The sequence below is a fragment of the Ruegeria sp. F5 genome (assembly GCF_056533845.1).
This window is the reverse complement of record NZ_JBQFOU010000007.1, coordinates 24,031-45,717: the sequence shown is the minus strand read 5'-3', so window position 1 is coordinate 45,717 and position 21,687 is coordinate 24,031. Positions and strand designations below refer to the sequence as shown.

The window sequence follows — 21,687 nt, the reverse complement described above, 5'->3', positions numbered from 1 at the left end:
TTCAACGTAGCACTGCTGGCCAGACAAGCGAGAACCCAATGCAAGCACGTGATGACATCAACGCCACTAAGGACACCCGGCACGACGCGGTCATGCTGAACCCGAAAGACAATGTTATCATCGCGCTGCGTGATATGGTTCAGGGCGACCAGCCGGTCGGCTTGCAGGCCCCCCTGAAAAGTCAGATTTCGCGCGGTCACAAGATCGCCACCACTGCTATCGCAGCAGGCGGGAACGTGATTCGCTATGGCCAGATCATCGGTCAGGCAAAGACCGATATCGCCCCGGGTGAGCATGTGCATGTCCACAATCTTGGGATGGGCGATCACCAGCAGGACTATGCCCATGCCAGCGCCAACACGCCGCTGCCGGCGATTGCCGAAAACCGCACATTTCAGGGCTTTCACCGTGCCGACGGGAAGGTGGGAACGCGCAACTACATCGGTATCCTGACCACGGTGAACTGCTCGGGGTCGGTGGCGCGGTTCATTGCCGAGGCTGCGGAAAAGTCCGGATTGTTGGACGCGTATCCGAACGTGGACGGGATCGTCCCGATTGTGCACGGCACCGGTTGCGGCATGTCGGCAACGGACGATGGGTATGCGACCCTGTTTCGGACCCTGGCAGGCTATGCACAGCATCCGAATTTTGCCGGTATTCTGCTGATCGGCCTGGGCTGCGAGGTGATGCAGGTTGCCGATCTGGTGGGCGGGCGTCCGATCCGCCCGGACGGCGCGCTGCGTTACATGACGATCCAGAACGAAGGCGGCACCCGCCGCACGATCGAACGGGGGTTGGCAGAATTGCGCGGCATCGCGGAACTGGCCAATCAGGCCACGCGCGCAACCGCGCCAGTCAGTGCCATCACGGTGGGCATGCAATGCGGCGGATCGGATGGCTACTCCGGCATCACGGCCAACCCTGCGCTTGGCTATGCCTCCGATCTTCTGGTGCGCCATGGCGGCACGACAATTCTGTCGGAAACCTCCGAGGTCTATGGGGCAGAACACCTGCTGACCCGCCGGGCCGAGACGGTGGAGGTGGGTGAAAAACTCATCGAACGCATCCACTGGTGGGAGGATTACACGGCGCGCAACGGTGGCGAGATGGACAACAACCCCAGCCCCGGGAACAAGCGTGGCGGGTTGACGACCATTCTGGAAAAATCACTGGGCGCCGTAGCCAAGGGCGGCACCGCACCGCTGCGCGAAGTCTACAAGTTTGGCGAAATCGTCAACAAGAACGGCTTCGTCTTCATGGACAGCCCGGGGTTCGATCCATGCTCGGTCACCGGGCAGGTGGCGTCGGGGTCCAACCTGATCGTGTTCACCACCGGGCGCGGCTCGGTGTCAGGCTATCAGCCGACGCCCTGCATCAAGCTGGCCACGAATTCCGAGATGTATGCCCGGATGGGTGACGACATGGACCTGAACTGCGGGGACATCGTCACCGACGGGGTCAGTATCGAGGCGAAGGGCGAAGAACTCTTTGAAATTCTGATCCGCGTCGCATCCGGCGAGAAAACCAAAAGCGAGGAACTGGGCTTTGGGGGCGTTGAATTCGTCCCCTGGCAAATCGGCGCGGTGATGTAACCCGCGCGGCCCTTGGGGAGAGGGGCAAAATGGGAGGAGAAATGACAAAACTGGTCGACATGACGGGGATCGACAAACATTTCCCCGGTGTGCACGCGCTGAAAACCGTGCAGTTCGATCTGTTTCCGGGCGAGGTTCACGCGCTGATGGGCGAGAACGGCGCCGGGAAAAGCACGCTGATGAAAATCCTGTCTGGAATCTACCAGCGCGACGGCGGTGATCTGGTGATCGAAGGCAAATCGGTCAGCCCCACAACCCCGCGCGAGGCGCAGGATCTGGGCATCGGCATCATCCATCAGGAACTGAGCCTGATGAACGACCTGACCGTGGCGCAAAATATCTTTATCGGGCGCGAACCGCGCAAGAGCTTTGGCCGCCTGGACGAGGCCGCGCTGAACGCGCAGACGGCCGAGATTTTCGCCTCGATGAACCTGAACCTGGACCCCAAAACGCTGGTCGGCACGCTGACCATCGCAAGGCAGCAGATGGTCGAGATTGCCAAGGCGCTGTCCTACCGTTCGAAGGTTCTGATCATGGATGAACCGACAGCGGCGCTGAACGATGCCGAGATTGCCGAACTGTTCGTGATCATCCGCCGCCTCAAGGCCGAAGGGGTGGGGATCGTCTACATCAGCCACAAGATGGACGAGTTGAAACAGATCGCCGACCGGGTGACCGTGATGCGCGATGGCGAATACGTGGGCACGGTAGGTGCGGCGGAAACGCCGATCAGCCAGATCATCGCGATGATGGTGGGCCGCGAAGTGAACGAGGAACCTCTGGATGTGCCCGATCTGGGCGGTGCTGAAATCTCGCTGCAAATCTCGGGGCTGAGCCGGGGCAAGGACATTCAGGATGTCAGCTTCTCGGTCCAGAAGGGTGAGATTCTGGGTTTTGCCGGTCTGATGGGGGCAGGGCGAACGGAAGTGGCCCGCGCGATCTTCGGCGCCGATCCGAAGGACAGCGGCGAAATCCGCGTGCATGGCAAGCCGGTGTCGATCAAATCCCCGAAAGACGCGGTGAAAGCCGGGATCGGGTACCTGTCCGAGGACCGCAAGCATTTCGGCCTCGCCACCGGCATGAACGTGCGCGACAATATCGCACTGGCCTCGATGGACCTGTTTACTGCCACCGGCGGGGTGCTGAATGACAGCGAAATCAGCACCACGGCCAAGGGCTTTATCGCCCAGTTGGGTATCCGCACGCCCTCGGACGTGCAGGAAGTGCGGCTGCTGTCGGGGGGAAATCAGCAGAAGGTGGTCATCGCCAAATGGCTGCTGCGCGATTGCGACATTCTGATCTTTGACGAACCCACCCGCGGCATCGACGTGGGCGCAAAGTCGGAAATCTACAAACTGCTCGAAGAGCTGGCCGGGCAGGGCAAGACAATCATCGTGATCTCATCCGAACTGCCGGAAATAATGCGCCTCAGCCATCGCATCGCGGTGATGTGCGAAGGCCGCCTGACCGGCATTCTGCCCGGCGGGAAAGACACCACTCAGGAAGACATCATGCATCTGGCCACGCAACGCGCGGCGGCCATGCAGGTAACAGGGACAATGAAATGACCAGTGCGACGGATATCGACAAGAAGAAGCCCCTTGCGGGCCTGTCCGAAAGCGGCGCGTATCAAAAACTGCTGGCCTTCGCCAGCTTGATCGCCCTGCTGATCGGGTTCTCGATCGCCTCACCGAATTTCATGCAGACCTCGAACATGATCGCAATTCTGCAGGCGACCTCGGTCAATGGCGTTCTGGCCGTGGCGGCGACGCTAATCATAATCACCGGCGGGATTGACCTGTCATTGGGTACGCTGATGACCTTCTGCGCGGTGATCGCGGGCGTTGCGCTGACCTATCTCGGCCTGCCGCTGCTGGTCGGTGTTGCGGCTGCTATTGCGGCGGGGGCGCTCTGCGGCCTGTGCTCGGGCACGTTTGTGGCCAAGATGAAAATTCCGCCATTCATCGCGACGCTGGGCATGATGCTGATCCTGAAAGGACTGTCGCTGGTCATTTCCGGAACCCGTCCGATCTATTTCAACGACACGCCCGGCTTTGACCAGATCTCGCGCGGGTCGCTGATCGGAGAGGTTTTTCCAGCGCTGCCCATCCCCAACGGCGTGCTGATCCTGTTCCTAGTCGCCATCGCGGCCTCGTACATTCTGGGGCGTACGGTTCTGGGGCGGTACACCTTTGCGCTGGGATCGAATGAAGAGGCGGTGCGCCTGTCGGGTGTCAACACCGACATGTGGAAGATGCGCATCTATGCGCTGGCCGGGGCGATCTGCGGCATCGCCGGTATCCTGATTGCCTCGCGCCTGAATTCGGCCCAGCCCGCGCTGGGGCTTGGCTATGAACTGGAAGCCATCGCAGCCGTTGTCATCGGCGGCACGTCGCTGTCCGGCGGGCGGGGCACGATCCTTGGCACCCTGATCGGCGCGCTGATCATGGCGGTGCTGACAAACGGGCTGCGCGTGCTGTCCGTCGCGCAGGAATGGCAGACCGTCGTCACCGGCGCAATCATCATTCTGGCTGTCTATGCCGACATGGCGCGGCGCAAAAAGACAGGCTGAGCAATCCAACGACAATAACGACCAACTTTGGAGGAGAAGAACATGTTTACACGTCGTTTCATTCTGGGGGCGCTGAGTGCCGCGACCCTGGCCGCCCCGGCCTCGATGGCTGCAGCGGAAGAGATTTACATCCCGCTGGTGTCCAAGGGCTTCCAGCATCAGTTCTGGCAGGCCGTCAAGTCGGGCGCGGAACAGGCCGCGGACGAGTTCAACGTCATCATCACCTTTGAAGGACCGGACAATGAAACCATGGTCGACCGCCAGATCGACATGCTGGCCGCCGCCCTGGCCAATAACCCCAAGGCCATCGGCTTTGCCGCGCTGGACAGCCAGGCCGCGATCCCGTTGCTGAAACAAGCCGACGAAAAGGGGATACCGGTCATTGCCTTCGACAGCGGTGTGGACAGCGACATCCCGGTCTCGACAGCTACGACTGACAATCTTGCCGCAGCCGGATTGGCCGCCGACAAGATGGCAGAAAAGATCGGTGGCAAAGGCAAGGTTGCCGTGGTTGCCCATGACCAGACCAGCCGCACGGGCATCGACCGCCGCGACGGGTTCGTCAACCGCATCGCCGAAAAGTACCCGGATATCGAGGTCGTAACCGTTCAGTACGGCCAGGGCGACCACCTGAAATCGACCGAGGTGACCAAAGCGATCCTGACCGCGAACCCGGACCTGAACGGCATCTTCGGCACCAACGAAGGCTCGGCCATCGGCGTGGTGAACGGGGTACAGGAACTGGGCACCGAAGGCCTGGTCATCATTGGCTATGACAGCGGCAAGGCTCAGAAAGACGCGATCAAGAGCGGCCTGATGGCAGGTGCCATCACCCAGAACCCGGTTGGTATCGGATATGAGACAGTAAAAGCCGCGGTTTCGGCCATGAAAGGCGAAGAGGTCCCCGCGCTGATCGACACCGGCTTCTACTACTACGATGCCTCGAATATCGACGATCCCAAAATCTCGGCCGTCCTGTACGACTAAGACCTGACCACTCACGGAAACTGGCCCGCCTATTGGCGGGCCTTTTTTGTTGGGGCTTATGCCGCTGCCTGTCGCCGTTTTTGGGGTGACTTCAGACTGGTGTCTCGGAGATTGGCGGGTGGATGTTGAAAGGTTGATCCGAGCGCTCAGCCGTTTGGGTTGAGTTCGGAATGGCCGAAGCGTCAATCATGTTCGCAGGCTTGGATCGCGCAACAAGCGCCCGATCTGCCAACGATGAGAGGGCGATTCCAGACGTTTTGGGAGATTGCGCCAGAAGTTCTGCATGTTGATCGCCTGGGGTGATTTGGTACCTCAAAGCCATGCGGAAGGCACTGAGAAAGCCTGATTTTTAGCAATCTACTTCAATGTGCTATGATTGCTGTCTGGGGTGGTAGGATACCACGCTAAGTCATTGATATATATTGTTAATACATGTAAAATGGAGAGGGCATGGGGTCAAGTTCGAATTCTTGTATTCCGGTTTGTATCCGCAACAGAAAAATTGTCTTAGTAACTTGGCCAGTGTTGCAAACAGGGTGAGTGCTGGCGGTTTCTTAGACCAAACAGATGGGCCTGTCCTCTGCTAGCTCAGGCCGCCTACTATCCCAAAACTCCAGGCGACGGACATACTGGGTCGCCTCCGATTACGCGGCCCTTGGGGCGCAAACGACGAATTCCTCCTCGCCGTCACCGCTCAGAACCTCCGTAAAGTGGCCAAGATCTTTCCTGCACGGCAGCAACCACAAAAAGCCTGCGCAGGTACTCACGCTTGGTTCGCCGCCCCTCGTTTTGCGACAGAAATGCGTCGTTTTTCAACAGAATCGAGCGGGAAACTGACGTTCTCCGCAGGCGCAAATACGAGGGTCTTTTTGTCGCTGAGCGGTCATTTAACCTCCCAGCAGTTCACAAAGCGAACCGCCGCTCAACAAATTAATACGGATCATACTCATCATTGGCAAAAGGGGGTGGGTCGAACTAAGTCGGCCAAATACTCATTGCGTGGTATATAATTGATGAAAGAATGCGCCGACCAGTAGGTTCGCACGATCCGGTGGCAGAGCACGGCTTTCGAGCATAAGTTTCGAAGCTTCTTGAGCCAATCGGTGTTCATAATGCGCGGAAGCGCAAGGGGGAGTTTTGACGAAAGTTCTGTTGGTGGAAGACAATGAAATGAACAGCGATATGCTGTCGCGCCGGTTGGAACGCAAAGGGTTTCATGTTGTCGTCGCGAAGGACGGGCTGGAAGGCGTGTCCATGGCTGGTGAAGAAAGTCCCGACATCATTTTGATGGATATGAGCCTGCCCGAAATTGACGGGTGGGAAGCGACACGGCGTATCAAGGCAGCGCCCGGGACGGCGTCGATCCCGGTGGTGGCCCTGACCGCGCACGCGATGGCCAGTGATCGGGAAAAGGCGCTGGAAGCAGGTTGCGACGACTTCGATACCAAACCGGTCGAGCTGAGCCGTTTGCTGGAAAAGATGGGGAAACTTTTGCCCGCGACCTGAGGAAGAACCGCTCAATCCGCGGCCGTTTTGTGTCGGGTGACATAATAGGTTCTGACCCGACCCTTGCCTTTCACCCTTGTTTCGACAGGTTCAGAGATGTCAAAGCGATGTTCGACCTGTCTGGCGGTGGCCTCGGACACCTGCACCCGGCCCGGCGCACCGGTTGATTCAAGACGGCTGGCAAAATTAACGGTGTCCCCCCAGACATCGTAAAGGAAACGGTGCGATCCGATGATGCCAGCAACCACTGGCCCGGTATGCACGCCGACCCTGATATGCATCGGGTGGTCTGTTTCAAGGTTCAGCGCCTCGACCTGATCGAGCATCCGAAGCGCCATCTCGACGATCACCTCGGCATGATCTTCACGACCGTCCGGCACCCCGGCGGCAACCATATACGCATCGCCAATCGTCTTTATCTTTTCAACGCCAAGTTCCGTCGCCGTTTTGTCGAACCCCGAGAAAATCCGGTTCAGGTAGGACACCACCTGTGCCGGGGCCAGCCTGGCCGACATCTCGGTAAAGCCGACGATATCGGAAAAGAGCACGGTGACGTCGTTGTGGCGGTCGGCGATTGTGGCCTCGCCGTCGTTAAGGCGCGTCACGATCTGTTGCGGCAGAATGCTGAGCAGAAGGTCTTTGTACTTCTGCTTTTCCGCTTCCATCATCTCAAGGTACTGGCGTTCGCGCTTTCGCCAGCGGTTTTTTTCAAGCGCCGCGCTGATCCGGGCTTGCAACAGGATCGGGTTGAAGGGTTTGGGCAGGTAATCCTCGGCACCGGCCTCAATGCAGCGCGCAACGCTTTCGATCTCATCCAGGGCTGAAATCATAATGACGGGGATATCATGAAGGGTGTCATCCTGTTTCAGACGGGCCAGCACGTCGAAGCCGTTGATATCCGGCATCATCAGATCGAGCAGAACCAGGTCGAACGGCTGGCGGGACATCTTGTCCAGAGCGGAATAGCCGCCATCGGCAGTCCAGACGCGATGCCCGTCCCGCTTTAACCGGCGGGCCAGCAAGTCCCGGTTGGCCTCGGCATCATCGACGACAAGGATGTCGCCGGTTGATCCGGATGTATCGGCGATTGAAGGCAGGGGCTGCATGCTCTGGACCAGATTTGCAAACATCGCGACCGTCTCGCGCGGTGTGTCAGATATTTTGAGGCCATCACCAGACAAAACCGAGAGCGTGTCGATACGTTGCAGCAAGGTGCAGGTGTGGTCCAATAGCCCCAGCAAGTCCGGCTGCAGATGTTCTGCGTTCAGGTCCTCCAGATCCTCCAGCATCATCTCGCTGTAGCCTTTGATCGCATTCATCGGGGTACGCAGGTCGTGACGCAGCCGCTTCACGCCCTCATCGCCGCTGACCGTCAGCTTAATCGCCATCTCGGGGTGCAGAAGCTGATCCACCAAGGCGCTCAGCTCCGTCGTCGCCTGAGAAATCCGATCCAGATCCGAAGTGACTTCATCCAGATTCAGCCGCCTGGATTCGCTTTGAAGCAACTCGCAAAACCCGACAATGGCGCTGACCGGAGAGATGAGGTTTTGCCGCAAATTGGCCAGCCACACCGCCTGTGCGTTTTGTGCTTCGTTTTTGGGGCTGTCATTCACAACTTATGTGTCCCTTGCAGGGGCAGGCCGGTGTTTGACCAGAATGTCGTTCAACTGGTTAAGGATGGTTTCAATTTCATCCCCGTCCTTGCTGATCAGCGTCTCGACCGAACCGCTCAGCCGCGCGCGGTCATCGTTTGACAGGGTCTTCGCGGTGACAACGATGACGGGTATGTTCTTCCAGTCCGGGTTCTTCCTCATCCCCGCCAGAAATTCAAAACCGTCCATCTCGGGCATCATCAAATCCAGCAAAATGACGTCCGGAACGGATGCAGAAAGATGTTGAAGGGCGTCCAGCCCGTTGACGGCCTGCTCGATCTGCCAGCCTTCCTTGCCCAGAACCCGGCAGATCATTTCGCGGGTTGCAGCCTCGTCTTCCACGACAAGGGCGCGGGGTGCCGGCCGGGGCGGACAATGCTCTTTCAGCGCGTTCAGCAGTGCGACCGTGTCGATGGGCTTGCCCAGATACTCGCTGGCACCCAGCGACAACCCGCGCGTGCGGTCCTCTGCGAATGTCAGCATGATCACCGGGATGTCTGTCAGATCAGGGTCGTCTTTCAGCTTGGACAACACCGCCCAGCCGTCGATCTCGGGCATGAACACGTCCAGCGTGATCGCGTCAGGCCTGAATTTGCGCGCCAATTCCAAGGCTTCGCCACCCTTGGTCGAGGCAAGAACGCGGTAACCTTCCCTGCGCAGCCGCCGTCCCAAAAGGTCATGTACCGTCGGGTCGTCATCGACCAGCAGAACCAATGGCGCGTCTGAATCGCCACCTTGATCGTCCTCCGAATACCCTTTTCCCCGCAGCAGGTCTGTGGACGGATCTCTGCAGATACTCGGAAGACGAATGGTGAAGGTTGACCCCTGGCCGAGCGTGCTGGCGCAGTGAATGCTGCCGCCCAGCTGTTCGCAGAAGACCTTGGTGATCGACAGCCCCAGACCGGTACCCCCATAGTTGCGGGTGGTAGAGGAATCCGCCTGAGTGAATGCGTCGAACACCCTGTCGACTTGCCCGGGCGACATGCCGATGCCCTGATCGGCGACCGAAAATTCAAGCTGATCCTGTTCCCTGGATCGCAGAACGGACAGCGTGATTGTCGCGTTTTCAGTGAACTTGCAGGCGTTGGACAACAGGTTGAGCAGTGCCTGCCTCACCTTGGTCAGATCGCAGACCATATCCCCGATGTTCTCGGCACACACAATCTCAAGCGTGTTGCTGTTCTTTTCCGCCAGCGGTCGCACCGTCGTTCCGACGTCGTTGATCATCTGAAAAACGTCGAAAGGTTCCAGATTGAATTCCATCTTGCCGGCTTCGATCTTGGACAGGTCCAAAATGTCATTGATCAGCGCAAGCAGGTGTTTCCCGGCAGATTGAATTTTCCTGAGATCGCTCAGGTTAGCCTCGTCATTCTGGTCGATGGATTCCTCGAGCATCAGTTCGCTGTATCCAATGATCGCATTCAGCGGCGTGCGCAGCTCGTGACTCATGTTGGCGAGGAACGTGCTTTTGGTTTTGTTGGCGGTTTCTGCGATATCCTTCGCTACGCGCAGTTCGCTTTCAACTTGCTTCTGGGTGGTAATATCGCGGCCGTAGATATTCGCGTAACCGCCTTCCGGAACCGGCCACAGCAACAGGGCATAGATCAGACCACCGGCCTCATATTCGAAATCCTGCCGTTGATCTTCGCGCAAACCCTTGGCGACACGTTTGCGCCAACCTGTTCCCACACGGTCGCCGACCTTCAGCTGCAGCGCTTTGATCAAGGGCGCGCTTGCCCTGTTGGCATAGACAAGTTTGCCCTGACCGGTGATGCGCAAAACCGGGTTGGGATTCTCTTCGGGAATACGCGCCAATTCGCGCATCCGCATTTCCGCCTGCTTTAGCTGCGTGACGTCCCGCCCGTAGAGGTTGACGTGCCGGGCGTCCGGCACCGGCCAGAGCAGTAATGCGTAGACCATGCCATCGGCGTGACATTCAAAGTCCTGCCGCTTGTCTTCCTGCAATCCCTTCCTGACACGGGCCAGCCAGTCCTCGGTGACATCCGCCCCGACTTTCAGACCCAGGGCATCAAGCATGGGATCGCTGGCCTTATTCGCAAAGAGCAGCTTTCCGTCACTGCTGATACACATCACCGGATTGGGGTTTTCCTCGGGGATCTGGGCAAGCTCGGCGTTGCGGGCTTCGACCTTCTTCAGTTCGGTGACATCGCTGTAGATCGCAACGGTTCCGTTGTCACCGGTCTTGCGCTCGCTGATCTTGATCCACCCGCCGGATGTCCGGCTTTGCATCTGGGTGCCGTGGGGGTTTTCGTGGCGTTTCAGCCGTTGCGCCAACCATTCTTCTTCTCGTCCGATCGCATCTGCAATCACGTTCAGCGACAGCGCTTTGCGAACGACCTGTTCGAACGTCATCCCCGGTTTCACCAGATCTTCGTGCCCCGGATACAGCATCTTCCGATACGTCTCGTTCGCCAGAACCAAACGATCATCGGAATCATAAAGGGCAAAGCCTTCCGGGATTGTGTTTATGGCATCGACGATCCGGTCCAGCGCCCGGTTTGGTCCAACCGGCTTTGACACAGGGTGATCGTCGGATTGGTTCATTCTGCGCTCTCCATCTGACGAGACCGGCACGTCGGTAAGTCACTGTTTTCAGTTGAATTGAAATGCGGGACCAAAACAAGGCTGTTTCGGCCCGTCTGCATGTGCCTTTGGATTGATGTTGATAGAGCCGCCATTCACCCGGGTCCCGTGAGGCCATTGGAAATCGCCTGACGGCGGGCCGGGTCGTTCCTTCTGCTGCGCACCGCAGCCCGGCGATAACCATGGGATCGGCAGGATTGGGCCGTGTTCACCGGTTCAAACCCGCTGCGCGCAAACCCTGTTGATAGAACTCGTGATCCTCCGGTCGCGCGAAAGGATGTGTGCGTTCTGCCAGCTGGAGCGAGGCGCCGGGGTCCAGACGCTTTAGGTCAAGAACAGCCTGCCGCGCCTCATCCAGCTTGCCGCAAAGGGCATTGTTCACGGCAAGATCAAGATAAGAGCTGCCGCGGTTCGGCTGGGCCCGGATTGACGCCTCGGCCCACGCGATGGCTTCTTCGTGCCGGCCTGCCACAAACCCGCAGAGTGAGCGAATGGAGTACCACAAAGCCATCAAAGGATCGCGCGGGCTGAGCCTGATCGCGGCCATGATATTATCGAGCGCTTCCTTGCCGTCGCCCAGATACACCTGAGCTCTGGCAAGCAAAGCATAGGCATGGGGGTCGTTGGGGTTGAGGTCAGTGGCCTCCCGCAACTTTCTTACGGCGTCCTGATGATGGCCTGAAAACAAATCTGCCGCACCAAGTAGGGCCATGGCATACGCGTCGCGGTCGTTCATCGAAACCGCCCGCTGCGCCAGCCTCACCGCCTCGGCCTTGGAAGCGTCAGGATCAACACTCCAGCCGTTCACGCATTGCATCAGATGCGTAAATGACAAATCCGCCAGCCCGAATGAGCTTTGCGGGTCCAACTCGACGGCTTTCATGAGCAGGTTCTGGGCTTCGGCTACGTCTGCTTTAGTGAACTGCGAGATATGCCAATGGGCGCGCGCGGACAATTCCCAGGCATCCATCCGGGGGATCACCTTGCGCCTTGCGCGTTGCATTTCAGAAGTCAGGTATTCAGGTGCAACAGCGCCCACAATTTTCTGCGTGATCTCGTCCTGCAGATCGAAGATGTCTTCAATCACGCCGTCAAATCGATCGGTCCAGACATTGTAGTTTGCAATCGCGTCGATCAGTTGCACCGAGACGCGTACCCTGTTGCCGACCCTTCGAACGCTGCCCTCAAGTACGTACTGCACGCCCAGATCGCGGGCGATTTGCTCTGTCCCGATGGCGCGGCCCTGGTAGGAAAAGCTGGTATTTCGAGAGATCACGAAGAACCAGTGAAACCGGGACAGCGCGGAAATGACCTCTTCGGCGATACCTTCGGCAAAAAAGGTCTGATCCGCGTCGTCGGATAAATTGTCAAAGGCCAGAACCGCAATCGAAGGCCGTTCCGGCACCGCAAAAAGGTAGCTCTGGATGGCTGATGCGGACATTCCCCAACCATAGGCGACCAAAGGCTCTGCGATGTTTTTGAGTTTCTGGGAACCCAGACAGGTGAAGTGATCCGAAAGCCTGGCATCAAGGCTGCGCCGCGCGGTCTCTGAAATCACCAGTGAACCTGGCTCAGCCAGATTCTGAAGGCGAGCGGCCACGTTGACGCCGTCGCCATAGACGTCTTCATCGGCAAAACTCACATCGCCACTGTGCAATCCCATTCTCAAGGTGATCCGCGGATCATCGGTCAGTGCGTTTTGGACAGCCATCGCGCACTCGATACCATTGACCACGCTGGGAAATTCAACCAGCCAGCCGTCCCCCATGCTTTTTATCACCCTGCCGCGATGCGCACCAATTGCCGGAGTAAGAATGTCGTTCCGAAAACGGCGCAGCGCGGTCAATGTGGCAGCTTCATCCTCCCCCATGAGTTTGGAATAGTTTGCCACATCCGCAGCCAGAATAGCGGTCAGCCGTCGTTCAGAGGCGTTCGACATGGATGCAGCATAGCCCACGGCAGGCGAATGGGAAACTTCAGTAGCTTTGGGTAAAACGTTAATGCCTCCGCTCCAATTTCGGCTGTGAACGCCAAGGGTTCGATGACAGCGGCTGAAGATCGGAACCACTTCGCGCAACCGACCGTTTTTGTTGTTTAAGTATGTTTTCATCTATGGTGAGCGCACGCGATCTTTGGACCGGGGGACTGCCAAATGACAACGCACACAGGTTACCTGCTGATTGCCGACATTACCGGCCACACTCAGTTTCTGACATCTTCGGAAATGGATCATGCCAATCCCATTCTGCAATCCCTTCTGAGCGTTCTGCTTGAGCAGGTCGGAGACCCGCTGCACTTCTGGAAAACCGAAGGCGATGCCGTTCTGGCCTATTCGACACGACAGGATTTCCCGTCAGGAGAGACATTTCTGACCATTTGCGAAAATCTCTACAACGCGTTCACCCTCAGACGGCAGGATATAATCGCCAACACGACATGTCCGTGCCGGGCATGCGCCAATGTCGGCGGTCTGGACCTCAAGATCATCGCCCATCACGGTCAGTTCGATGAAATGCAACTGGGGCCAACCAAAGACATCTCTGGCGCTGATGTCATTCTTGTTCACCGATTGACCAAGACGGAAGTTGCCGAGCGCACCGGCATTCACAGCTACGCCTTGTTTAGCGAAGCGGCGGAAGAAGCCATGGATATCAGCGATATAATGGAGCCGTTTTCCCAGGAAATAGAACATTTTGGTGAAGTCGGAATGAAGGTCTACAATCTGGCCAAATCATGGGAAAAGATGCGCGCTGATCGCCCGCGCGATTTTCTCGAAGAAGAAGAAGGCGTGTGGACCCTGCGCTACCATTTCGATGCGCCCATGTGCCTCGTGTGGGAGGCCCTCGTCGTTCCTGAACACAAGCTGAAATGGATGAACAGTGTCAGCGACATCAAGATGGAGAACCCTTTGGGACGTCTTGGCCCGGGGTCAGGCTATCATTGCGCGCATGCAATGGCCCAGTTCTTTTATCGGGTCACGGATTGGGAACCCTTTGAGTACTTCTCGACCCGCATCCTGGACCCTGCGCGCCCCGATATCAGCTTTCCCGAGACTTATCATCTGACAGAAACAGATACAGGCACCGAACTGCGCTACACAATGGGTATGGCAACGGATGCAGATGGCATGCGTTCGGAAATTTCCGAGCAGGAATGTTCCGCGTTTTTGGCGGAATTCTGGGCGGTGTCTTTTGCGGATATGAATAAGCAACTCAGCCAGTCCAAATAGCACCGTGCGGCTTGAAGTCGGGCGACAGGTCTATCTGGCCCACGAAGTGGATTACGGCACGAAACAGCGGATTTGACCGTTGGACCATTCCCCAAACTTCAGGCGTCGAAGTTCCAGATGTCGCGCTGAACCTTCCAACCGTCGTCGCCTTTTCGGAAGTACAGAACATACTTTCCTGTAAGTTCCTGCCCTCCCATAGAACCCGTCAGGGTTCCAGTGGTAACGGCGCAATCTCCGGCGACATGGGCGTCGGTCAGATTGGCCACAACATCGCTCAGGCCACCATCAATGGCTGCCTGCCAATACTGCCGAATGGCTGCGTGACCCGTCATGATCGGCGCTCCCGGCGGCATGGCCGCACCATCTTCAGCATAGGGTGCCGTCGCCCGACTTGCGTCCTTTGCATTGATCCCTGCGATGATTGCCGCGTCGAGTGCTTTTACAGTATCAATATCCGACATTGTTTACACCCGAGTTTTTGCTGGTGCCGTCAGGTTATCACAGGAGTTCGGGTTGATGTTCGTCTCTGGTGTTCAACCTCGGGCGCCGCATCGCCGCAAGTCGGAACCGAGGCCTTTGAGGCTATCTGTTGTCCTCAGTTGAGAGAGCATTGGGCAGGATATGTTTCCGCTATCGCAGTTAGCAGTAAGTTCATTCAACGCCGCTTCCAGAACTGCCAACTCCTTGATTTTACGGCGCACATTGGAGACATGACGCTCTGCCATCTCCTTCACGGTTTGGCAGTCTGCACTGCTGCCTTCTGACAGGTCGAGCAGCGTCTTCGCGTCTGCAAGTGGGAATCCTAAATCCCGGCACTTTCTCAAAAAACGCAACCTTCCAACATCACGTTGTGAGTAGAGACGGCGATTGTTGGAGGCGCGCTCGGGTTTTGGCACAACTCCTTCGCGTTCATAATAGCGGATGGTTTCAATGCCGACTCCACTTTGCCGGGAAGCCTCTCCAATCGCAATCATATGAAATTGTCCTGCTTGATCCTGTAGTGGCTACAGGATTTATACACCGCTTGGGTCATCACTGCAAAGCCATGCCGTGAAGACCAGTGGAGAAAAAGGATGCAGAAATACCTTGGCCTCAGTTATTTAGGATCGGTTTCAGCGCTTGGCGTGGCGACCTGCTGTGTTCTACCCATGGCCATGATGTTGCTCGGGTTGGGTGGCAGTTGGCTGGCAATATTCGGGAAAATTGCGGCAGCAAGTTTTTATGTACTGACAATATCGACTGCGCTGGTCGCGTTGTCTTGGTCGGTATCGCATCGACGCGGATCAATTGGGCGGCTGAAATGGTGGCTTGCCGGAAGCACAGCTATGATCGGGCTAGCATGGGTCATCGTGTTCAATGAGGCTCGGATCAACGATTATCTGATTATGCAGATGTGAGACTATGACAAAACAAACCGTGGTGCTTGAAAGCACATTGACGTGTCCCAAATGCGGACATGCCGAGACAGAGGAAATGCCGACAAACGCCTGCCAGTGGTTCTATAAGTGCAACGCGTGCGAGACAATATTGAAGCCACTCGAGGGCGACTGCTGCGTATACTGCTCCTATGCCACCGTTCCGTGCCCGCCAATTCAGATGGGCGATAGTTGTTGCGGTTGAGTTAAAGGGCAGGTTTGTTGCGCGATGTGTGAGTTCATCAGCTGCAAAATCTCGCACCGGCGGCGAATGTCCGAATAGAGGGCTGCACTTGCAAAAATCTATTGGCGCGTTCACTGACAAATATGGGCCACTATTGATTGCCCTTTCATCAGCGATGACCCAGATGCTGCGCCGTCTCGGACGGCAGGTGCGAGCCAGAAGAAGATGATAAAACATCAACAACTAATGCCGATGTGGCGCCATTTCCGGGCATTCAGTTCCTGTTCCTGAGCTACGTTGCTCGGAACAAATTCGTTGTCTACCATATGTATTGACGCACGAAATTGGGATCTTTGTGACTATGTCTATTCAGTCAGGCTATCTGCTCATCGCCGATATCACCGGTTACACTGGATACTTGACCCGGTCAGAGTTGGAACACGCCAACCCGATCATCCATTCTTTGCTGGAGGCAATTGTGATGGAATTGAAGGACCCAATGAAGTTGCGGGGCCTCGAGGGTGACGCCGTTTTCGCGTATTCGAGTGGGCCATTCCCTTCTGGCGAAACTTTCCTCAATATTTGTGAAAGCCTTTATCGGGCGTTCGCCGAACGCCGTCGGAACATTGTGCAAAACACGACTTGCCCCTGCAACGCGTGTCGCAACGTAGCCGATCTCGATCTAAAGATCCTTGCGCATCACGGAAAATTTGAAGAACTGTCGATCGGACCGATGAAGGATATTTCCGGTGCTGACGTCATACTCGTGCATCGTATGGCGAAGACCGATGTGAAGGAGGATACTGGTATCCTCAGCTACGCACTGTTCTCGGAAGACGCGTTCCGGGCAATGGGCATTGAATCTGACCTCATGCAGTATAGCGCTCAATTCGAGCACTTTGGCGATGTGCCGATGCGGGTCTACGACCTTGCTGCGGCCTGGCAACGATACCGGGAAGTCGCCGGACCCGTCCGCATTACCGACGAGGATGCCGTGTTCACAACCCGGCACACACTAAACGCGCCACCGGTAGTGGTTTGGGAAATGCTCACAGATCCGCGGCTCAAGTTGCGCTGGATGATGTTGAAAGACGCCTATCGGGAAGGGGATGCATCGCGCACTTCGGCCGGCGTTCGTTTGCACTGCATTCATGAAGCCGCTCACTTTCAGATGCTGATCGTCGACTGGCATCCATTCGATTATGTGACGGATATTCTACACAATTCGTCTATTGAGGGTCTCACTAATTTGGAGACCTATGAGTTAGTCCCTGTAGCTGAAGGCACCGAGATCGTGTTTCGAATGGGGCGGCTTACTGATGCCGACGGAATACATCATCCCGAGGAGGAAGCAGCGGTGATCGAATTATTCGAGAATTTTTATCCAGTGGCTTTCGGTATTCTCGACGAGATGGCATTGGAGGCTCGTCAAAAGAGTCAGGAACAGTAAAGTTGGGTATTTAGGGGCGACACCGCCGCTAAATGGGCTGAGGGTGTGAGCGATACATCGAAGAAGGTGGGACCTTTACGATCGGGGTTGTTCGCTTCAAGCCAGAATGGGCTTGGAGTCATTTAGATGGCCGCAATGGCTTTCAAGCGAACCTCGCGGTAATGTGCAGCCACTTCCGCTTTGTTAGGCAGACCGTGATTTCGAGTTGCGTTCGGCTTTGCTCCTGCGGCGAATGGCGGCAATGCGGGCTGCGGCCGCAGCATTGCGACCTGCCGCTGGATGTCGGCAATGGGCCGTAGGCGATGGCAGCTAAGTACCGCATGGGCTTGCGGACTTGACCATAACGCGCTGTACTGCTTTGTGGTACTCTCCCCGAGATATGCGAGGCAAACTGTTTGCGCTCAAGCCCGAACCTTCCTCCGCTTCTATCGCTTCGTGCTTTTTCAGCCGTTGCGAGGCTCTTGAGTTTTCGAAAGGCCGCGGATGAATTGCTGATATCGCAAAGTACGGTCAGCCATCACATTCGGCAGCTTGAAACGATGCTCGGAACGCCGCTTTTCGCACGGCATGCCCGCAGCATCTCGTTAACTCCTAAAGGGGAGCGTTATCTCGTAGAAATCAATGCCGCATTCCGTACGATCACGGATGCGACCGCAGAACTTCGGGCCGAAGCTGGGCGGGAGACGCTTCGCGTCACGGCGCTGCCGTCCTTCTGTTCAATGTGGCTCATGTCGCGTCTTGCCTCATTTTCGGATGTGCATCCAGGGATTGACATTGAACTGGACCCGACACTCGAGATTGTCAGCTTTGCGCGCGACGAGGCTGATCTGGGCGTGAGGTTTGGAACCGGCCCTTGGAAGGGCGTGGATGCCCGGCTGCTGCATGTCGAAAAGATTGCCCCCGTTGCACATTCCGAGCAAACCTTCACGCTCACGGACCTGTCTGACGAACAACTTCTCATGAGCCGCAAGGAGCAGGAATGGCAGTCTTGGGCGGAGTCGCGGGGAATTGATATTGCGGGCGTGAAACGGATGCCGCTCAACGACTACAATGTGGTGATCCAGGCCGCAATCGATGGCGGAGGGGTGGCAATCGGTCGTCAGTTACTCGTTGAAACACTCGTGCGTGAAGGTCGCCTCACTTGGCTCGCTGAACCCGAGACAGTAGACGAAGACCTCGGCTATTGGCTGGTAAGCGCTGAAGGACGACCTTTCACCCGAGCAATGTCGCTATTCGCTGACTGGCTAACCGAGGCTCTCGCGGAAACCGGTTTTTGAGACCCATCACTTTTTGAGACCCATCACTAAGCGATCTAAAAAATAGATCACTCGTGCGCTTCCTTCGAATTGGTAGGGCTTCGAGCGCCAAATTAAATTCCTCCTTGTAACTGAAAGGAGGACACCATGACAAAAACGCGACCCGATAACCGCCAAGCGCATGGCCAAAACGACCTGTTTTCAAATTTCGTCTTTCGCGGGCCTGTCGCAGAAAAGTCTGGTACGCCTGTAAAACTCGGCCTGCTTCAACGCCTTGTCGTTGCGGGCTTCCACGCATTGACAACTCGTAAGACGCGACAGGCACTGGAAGGTCTCGAACGCTTTCGTTTGTGCGACATCGGCTTGGAATCGAGCGATATTGATCGCGCTGTACGAGATGCCGCTGACCAGGCGTCCGAAGCATTCGCGCGCCGGTTACACGGTCGCTGGCGTATCGCCGCTCAAAGCTCTGGAAGCCTCAACGCAGATAGCGAATGCCTTATGTGCGCCGGAAGGGGGCAGTGATGAGTATACGCGACCCTTCCGCTTACAAGAACCAGGTCACACGCCGCACAATGCTGCAATTGACCGTGGCGGGCGCGTTCAGCGCGGGCCTTCGACCATCCACGAGCTTTGGAGAACCCAACATGACCCACCCGACACCTGCAGTACCGGCCAATGCCACATTTGGCGGCACTTGGCCTTTTCCCGCACGCTACACCGACGCGCCCGGTTACGCCGCCCACTACGTTGATATCGGCGAGGGGCCCGAGACTCTGCTTCTGCTGCATGGCGAGCCCACCTGGAGCTATCTTTTCCGGCACCAGATCGCCACGTGGTCGCGCCATCATCGGGTCGTCGCGGTTGACCATATGGGTTTTGGCAAGAGCGCAACCCCAGGCGACCGGACCTATTGGCTGCAGGATCATATCGACAATTTGGAGGCGGTCGCTCTTGCCCTCGACCTGCGCGACGTGACCCTTGTGATGCATGACTTTGGCGGACCGGCGGGTATGGGCTTCGCAATCCGCCATCCGGACCGGATAAAGCGGATTGTCTCCGTCAACGGACCAACGCCGTTCGGTCAGGCCGATCTCGTTGACCGGCTGGTTGCGAATGCTGGCGAAGCCCCCTGGTTTCAGTGGATCCTGAAAGCGCAAGATGACGGCACTCTGGAACCGCTTCTGGGCCAGCTTGATTACACGATCCTGTCCACAATGAAGTTAAACGGTTTCGAAGACGCCTCAATCGTCACGGATGTTTGGCTCAACGCCTATCGGGCGCCATTCCCAACACCGGCAGAAGCTGCCGGCGCGATTGGATGGGCCAAGGGGTTTGCGACCGGGGCACATAAGTTTGAAGTACCGGACGCGGCGGCCCGACTGGCGATCAGTGCGAAACCAGCACTCGCGATCTGGGGGGAAGAAGACCGGACGCTGAATGCAAAGCACTTTCTTCCACTGTTCAAGGCGGTGTTTCCGAACGGTAGAATTCAGCGCCTGCCGGGGGCCGGCCATTACAGCCCTGAAGACGCACCGCGTGAAGTGACGGATCACGTGCTCTCTTTCATCGGCTAGGGGCCGACGCGAGCGCGACGCCTGGGTCGAAATCCGATCTTGGAGCGGCGAGCGTGTATCCCGCATTGTATCCCAACTTCGGAGGCATGGGATACATGTCGACTTGAAGGGGCGGAATTCCCCTTATTTTGTTGCTCTTTCGGAGAATGGTGGCTGTGCGGCCAGTCTCGAGCTATCCAGTCTCGCGCAGAAATCACTTTTTACAGGGAATTTACAGGGAAATTTCATGATTTCGGCCCGATTTGAGCCGGTTCTGCGGCTTCTGGCGCCGGTAGCGGACGTTATTTCAAGGCCTTAAAGTCGATTTCCCTGTTGCTGAAGAACAGGGAATTTCGTTCCCTTGAACAGGGAACCTTGCTTCAAGAAAACAAGGGATTTTTTGGGTCCTCAGGGATGTCAGAAAAGCTAATACGGAACGAGGCATTCAACGGAAGCGTGGCGTCCCAAGCTCAGGTGGACCATCGGCAATGTCGTCGTCTTCGACTAGTTCCGCCCACAGAAGTGTGACCGCATACCCGTTGCCTGAGATGCGCGATTGCTCTCGAAGCTCCAGGTTTGAATTCCCAGTCCATGGGTAGGGATCTGTGTCAACAAACTGCGTATACCCAGGGCGACCGCGCGTGATCGCGCGAAAAGCAGGCGTGGCTTGCGCAATGCGATCACCTCTGTTCAGTGCGATGAACGGAAAGCCGTCAGTCTTCACGAAGTAACGGACATGACCACGCAGTGTCCAAATCGCAGCCAATTCTTCGTGCCTTCGGGATATCATCCGTCTGATGCAAGCCTCAAGACTAATGTCGAGGTGATTACGGAGCCTTTGGGCATCGCGAAGGTCCGGTACGTTGGCCAGGATAGGTTTCACAAGATTATCTGGAGCCAAAAGCTCAATCGCAAATTGGTTGGCCTGCGTCTCTTGACGCACATGCTTGCGCCCCTCACGAGTCTCTCGCAAGTCTTGCTTCGTACAGGTGAACCCAGTTGAATTAGAAAGCTGGTGCTTTTCCATCAGGAAATGTCCCAGCTCGTGGGCGAGGGTGAAACGCGCTCGCTGGGTTCCCTTTGATGTATTTGCCAGAATGCAGCCGGTGCTGCGAGAAGCATCTGTTAGCAACATCCCTTCAAATCCATCAAATGTGTCGAGGCGCACCTCGGCCACATCAAGTTGATATGCGATTGCCTCAACTGGGATAGCGCAAGTGAAGTCACCAGTGAGCTTGTGAATTGTTTTTGCCAATACGACAGGGTGATGAAGATCCGCGAGGTCAAATCTATGCAGTGGCAAATCGATCATTCGCACCGTGGTGCGGATTGCTTCATCTTCTTGATCATCTCTTCGACAATCTCGCGGTCCCGATCTGTTAGATCATTCAAACCACGATGAATACGCTCGATCTGTAGGTCACCAGCGCCAGGTTCAACATCGTGCCCAGTAAGAACATCAATGCTGACGCCATAATGGTTCGCTAGCTTACGAACTAATTCAAAGGATGGGTTCCGACTACGACCTTTCTCCAATTCCCATATGTGAGGCTTGGAAACACCCACTTTGTCGGCGACATCTTGCAATGACTCGCCACTTTTCTGGCGCAGACTGAACAGCCGCTCTCCGATGTCCATTTAATTCTCCCGTTCGATATGTCGAACAGCACCATACGCCCTCGCT

At 56.7% G+C, this 21,687-nt stretch carries 19 protein-coding genes; 12 read left to right on the top strand and 7 right to left on the bottom strand.

Annotation, left to right across the window (positions count from 1 at the left end; all coding sequences use genetic code 11):
- Positions 1 to 38: 38 nt before the first annotated feature.
- From ACR0K1_RS12305 to ACR0K1_RS12285, 5 genes are all read left to right on the top strand, one after another.
- Positions 39 to 1,592 carry a UxaA family hydrolase gene (locus ACR0K1_RS12305; protein WP_480850832.1) on the top strand — a complete coding sequence of 518 codons (1,554 nt, stop codon included), beginning with the start codon at positions 39 to 41 and terminating at the stop codon, positions 1,590 to 1,592.
- A gap of 41 nt (positions 1,593 to 1,633) precedes the next feature.
- Entirely contained in the window at positions 1,634 to 3,160 is a 1,527-nt protein-coding gene (locus ACR0K1_RS12300) for a sugar ABC transporter ATP-binding protein (RefSeq protein ID WP_480612623.1), read from the top strand.
- Entirely contained in the window at positions 3,157 to 4,164 is a 1,008-nt protein-coding gene (locus tag ACR0K1_RS12295; protein WP_480612622.1) for an ABC transporter permease, read from the top strand. The genes ACR0K1_RS12300 and ACR0K1_RS12295 overlap by 4 nt, the downstream gene beginning before the upstream one ends.
- A 42-nt stretch (positions 4,165 to 4,206) precedes the next feature.
- The gene (locus ACR0K1_RS12290; protein ID WP_480612621.1) at positions 4,207 to 5,151 is read left to right on the top strand and encodes a substrate-binding domain-containing protein; all 945 of its coding nucleotides are present in this window, start codon (positions 4,207 to 4,209) and stop codon (positions 5,149 to 5,151) included.
- A 1,137-nt stretch (positions 5,152 to 6,288) separates the two neighbouring features.
- Positions 6,289 to 6,657, top strand: coding sequence for a response regulator (locus tag ACR0K1_RS12285; protein WP_480612620.1), 369 nt, complete (start codon positions 6,289 to 6,291; stop codon positions 6,655 to 6,657).
- Between the two features lie 11 nt (positions 6,658 to 6,668).
- On the opposite strand, the gene ACR0K1_RS12280 is transcribed toward ACR0K1_RS12285, so the two are convergent.
- The 3 genes from ACR0K1_RS12280 to ACR0K1_RS12270 form a co-directional block, all read right to left on the bottom strand.
- Positions 6,669 to 8,270, bottom strand: a complete 1,602-nt coding sequence (locus tag ACR0K1_RS12280; RefSeq protein ID WP_480850829.1) for an adenylate/guanylate cyclase domain-containing protein — start codon at positions 8,268 to 8,270, stop codon at positions 6,669 to 6,671.
- Positions 8,271 to 8,273: 3 nt separating this feature from the next.
- On the bottom strand, positions 8,274 to 10,874 hold the full coding sequence (locus tag ACR0K1_RS12275; protein ID WP_480850827.1) for a response regulator: 2,601 nt from the start codon (positions 10,872 to 10,874) through the stop codon (positions 8,274 to 8,276).
- 247 nt (positions 10,875 to 11,121) lie between these two features.
- Positions 11,122 to 12,852: a tetratricopeptide repeat protein gene (locus ACR0K1_RS12270; protein WP_480850825.1), complete on the bottom strand. Its 1,731-nt coding sequence runs from the start codon at positions 12,850 to 12,852 to the stop codon at positions 11,122 to 11,124.
- A 213-nt stretch (positions 12,853 to 13,065) separates the two neighbouring features.
- Here ACR0K1_RS12270 and ACR0K1_RS12265 point away from each other — a divergent pair, with 213 nt between their 5' ends.
- Positions 13,066 to 14,142 carry a DUF2652 domain-containing protein gene (locus tag ACR0K1_RS12265; RefSeq protein WP_480850823.1) on the top strand — a complete coding sequence of 359 codons (1,077 nt, stop codon included), beginning with the start codon at positions 13,066 to 13,068 and terminating at the stop codon, positions 14,140 to 14,142.
- Between the two features lie 98 nt (positions 14,143 to 14,240).
- On the opposite strand, the gene ACR0K1_RS12260 is transcribed toward ACR0K1_RS12265, so the two are convergent.
- Both ACR0K1_RS12260 and ACR0K1_RS12255 read right to left on the bottom strand, forming a co-directional pair.
- Positions 14,241 to 14,603 (bottom strand): YybH family protein, encoded by a 363-nt coding sequence (locus tag ACR0K1_RS12260; RefSeq protein ID WP_480850821.1) that lies wholly within the window; start codon positions 14,601 to 14,603, stop codon positions 14,241 to 14,243.
- Between the two features lie 72 nt (positions 14,604 to 14,675).
- Positions 14,676 to 15,116 (bottom strand): MerR family transcriptional regulator, encoded by a 441-nt coding sequence (locus tag ACR0K1_RS12255; RefSeq protein WP_480612613.1) that lies wholly within the window; start codon positions 15,114 to 15,116, stop codon positions 14,676 to 14,678.
- A gap of 99 nt (positions 15,117 to 15,215) precedes the next feature.
- On the opposite strand from ACR0K1_RS12255, the gene ACR0K1_RS12250 reads away from it, so the two are divergent.
- The 6 genes from ACR0K1_RS12250 to ACR0K1_RS12225 all read left to right on the top strand — a co-directional run bounded on the left by ACR0K1_RS12250 (position 15,216) and on the right by ACR0K1_RS12225 (position 20,024).
- Complete coding sequence (locus tag ACR0K1_RS12250) at positions 15,216 to 15,539, top strand: hypothetical protein (RefSeq protein ID WP_480612612.1); 324 nt, start codon at positions 15,216 to 15,218, stop codon at positions 15,537 to 15,539.
- 4 nt (positions 15,540 to 15,543) lie between these two features.
- Positions 15,544 to 15,762, top strand: coding sequence for a GDCCVxC domain-containing (seleno)protein (locus ACR0K1_RS12245; protein ID WP_480612611.1), 219 nt, complete (start codon positions 15,544 to 15,546; stop codon positions 15,760 to 15,762).
- A gap of 340 nt (positions 15,763 to 16,102) precedes the next feature.
- Positions 16,103 to 17,191 carry a DUF2652 domain-containing protein gene (locus ACR0K1_RS12240; protein WP_480850819.1) on the top strand — a complete coding sequence of 363 codons (1,089 nt, stop codon included), beginning with the start codon at positions 16,103 to 16,105 and terminating at the stop codon, positions 17,189 to 17,191.
- Positions 17,192 to 17,586: 395 nt separating this feature from the next.
- On the top strand, positions 17,587 to 18,468 hold the full coding sequence (locus tag ACR0K1_RS12235) for a LysR substrate-binding domain-containing protein (RefSeq protein WP_480850817.1): 882 nt from the start codon (positions 17,587 to 17,589) through the stop codon (positions 18,466 to 18,468).
- 126 nt (positions 18,469 to 18,594) lie between these two features.
- Positions 18,595 to 18,972 (top strand): hypothetical protein, encoded by a 378-nt coding sequence (locus tag ACR0K1_RS12230; protein WP_480850815.1) that lies wholly within the window; start codon positions 18,595 to 18,597, stop codon positions 18,970 to 18,972.
- Positions 18,972 to 20,024, top strand: coding sequence for an alpha/beta fold hydrolase (locus ACR0K1_RS12225; protein WP_480850813.1), 1,053 nt, complete (start codon positions 18,972 to 18,974; stop codon positions 20,022 to 20,024). The genes ACR0K1_RS12230 and ACR0K1_RS12225 overlap by 1 nt, the downstream gene beginning before the upstream one ends.
- Positions 20,025 to 20,448: 424 nt before the next feature.
- On the opposite strand, the gene ACR0K1_RS12220 is transcribed toward ACR0K1_RS12225, so the two are convergent.
- Positions 20,449 to 21,315 carry an ImmA/IrrE family metallo-endopeptidase gene (locus ACR0K1_RS12220; RefSeq protein WP_480850811.1) on the bottom strand — a complete coding sequence of 289 codons (867 nt, stop codon included), beginning with the start codon at positions 21,313 to 21,315 and terminating at the stop codon, positions 20,449 to 20,451.
- Entirely contained in the window at positions 21,312 to 21,641 is a 330-nt protein-coding gene (locus ACR0K1_RS12215) for a helix-turn-helix domain-containing protein (RefSeq protein WP_480850809.1), read from the bottom strand. Before ACR0K1_RS12215 ends, ACR0K1_RS12220 begins: the two co-directional genes overlap by 4 nt.
- Positions 21,642 to 21,687: the final 46 nt, after the last annotated feature.

Coding starts and splice junctions, on each gene's coding strand:
- ACR0K1_RS12300 (WP_480612623.1), top strand. CDS start 1,634: ATGACAAAACTGGTCGACATGACGGGGATCGACAAACATTTCCCCGGT.
- ACR0K1_RS12270 (WP_480850825.1), bottom strand. CDS start 12,852: ATGTCGAACGCCTCTGAACGACGGCTGACCGCTATTCTGGCTGCGGAT.
- ACR0K1_RS12275 (WP_480850827.1), bottom strand. CDS start 10,874: ATGAACCAATCCGACGATCACCCTGTGTCAAAGCCGGTTGGACCAAAC.
- ACR0K1_RS12220 (WP_480850811.1), bottom strand. CDS start 21,315: ATGATCGATTTGCCACTGCATAGATTTGACCTCGCGGATCTTCATCAC.
- ACR0K1_RS12255 (WP_480612613.1), bottom strand. CDS start 15,116: ATGATTGCGATTGGAGAGGCTTCCCGGCAAAGTGGAGTCGGCATTGAA.
- ACR0K1_RS12225 (WP_480850813.1), top strand. CDS start 18,972: ATGAGTATACGCGACCCTTCCGCTTACAAGAACCAGGTCACACGCCGC.
- ACR0K1_RS12215 (WP_480850809.1), bottom strand. CDS start 21,641: ATGGACATCGGAGAGCGGCTGTTCAGTCTGCGCCAGAAAAGTGGCGAG.
- ACR0K1_RS12240 (WP_480850819.1), top strand. CDS start 16,103: ATGTCTATTCAGTCAGGCTATCTGCTCATCGCCGATATCACCGGTTAC.
- ACR0K1_RS12230 (WP_480850815.1), top strand. CDS start 18,595: ATGACAAAAACGCGACCCGATAACCGCCAAGCGCATGGCCAAAACGAC.
- ACR0K1_RS12260 (WP_480850821.1), bottom strand. CDS start 14,603: ATGTCGGATATTGATACTGTAAAAGCACTCGACGCGGCAATCATCGCA.
- ACR0K1_RS12295 (WP_480612622.1), top strand. CDS start 3,157: ATGACCAGTGCGACGGATATCGACAAGAAGAAGCCCCTTGCGGGCCTG.
- ACR0K1_RS12290 (WP_480612621.1), top strand. CDS start 4,207: ATGTTTACACGTCGTTTCATTCTGGGGGCGCTGAGTGCCGCGACCCTG.
- ACR0K1_RS12245 (WP_480612611.1), top strand. CDS start 15,544: ATGACAAAACAAACCGTGGTGCTTGAAAGCACATTGACGTGTCCCAAA.
- ACR0K1_RS12305 (WP_480850832.1), top strand. CDS start 39: ATGCAAGCACGTGATGACATCAACGCCACTAAGGACACCCGGCACGAC.
- ACR0K1_RS12250 (WP_480612612.1), top strand. CDS start 15,216: ATGCAGAAATACCTTGGCCTCAGTTATTTAGGATCGGTTTCAGCGCTT.
- ACR0K1_RS12265 (WP_480850823.1), top strand. CDS start 13,066: ATGACAACGCACACAGGTTACCTGCTGATTGCCGACATTACCGGCCAC.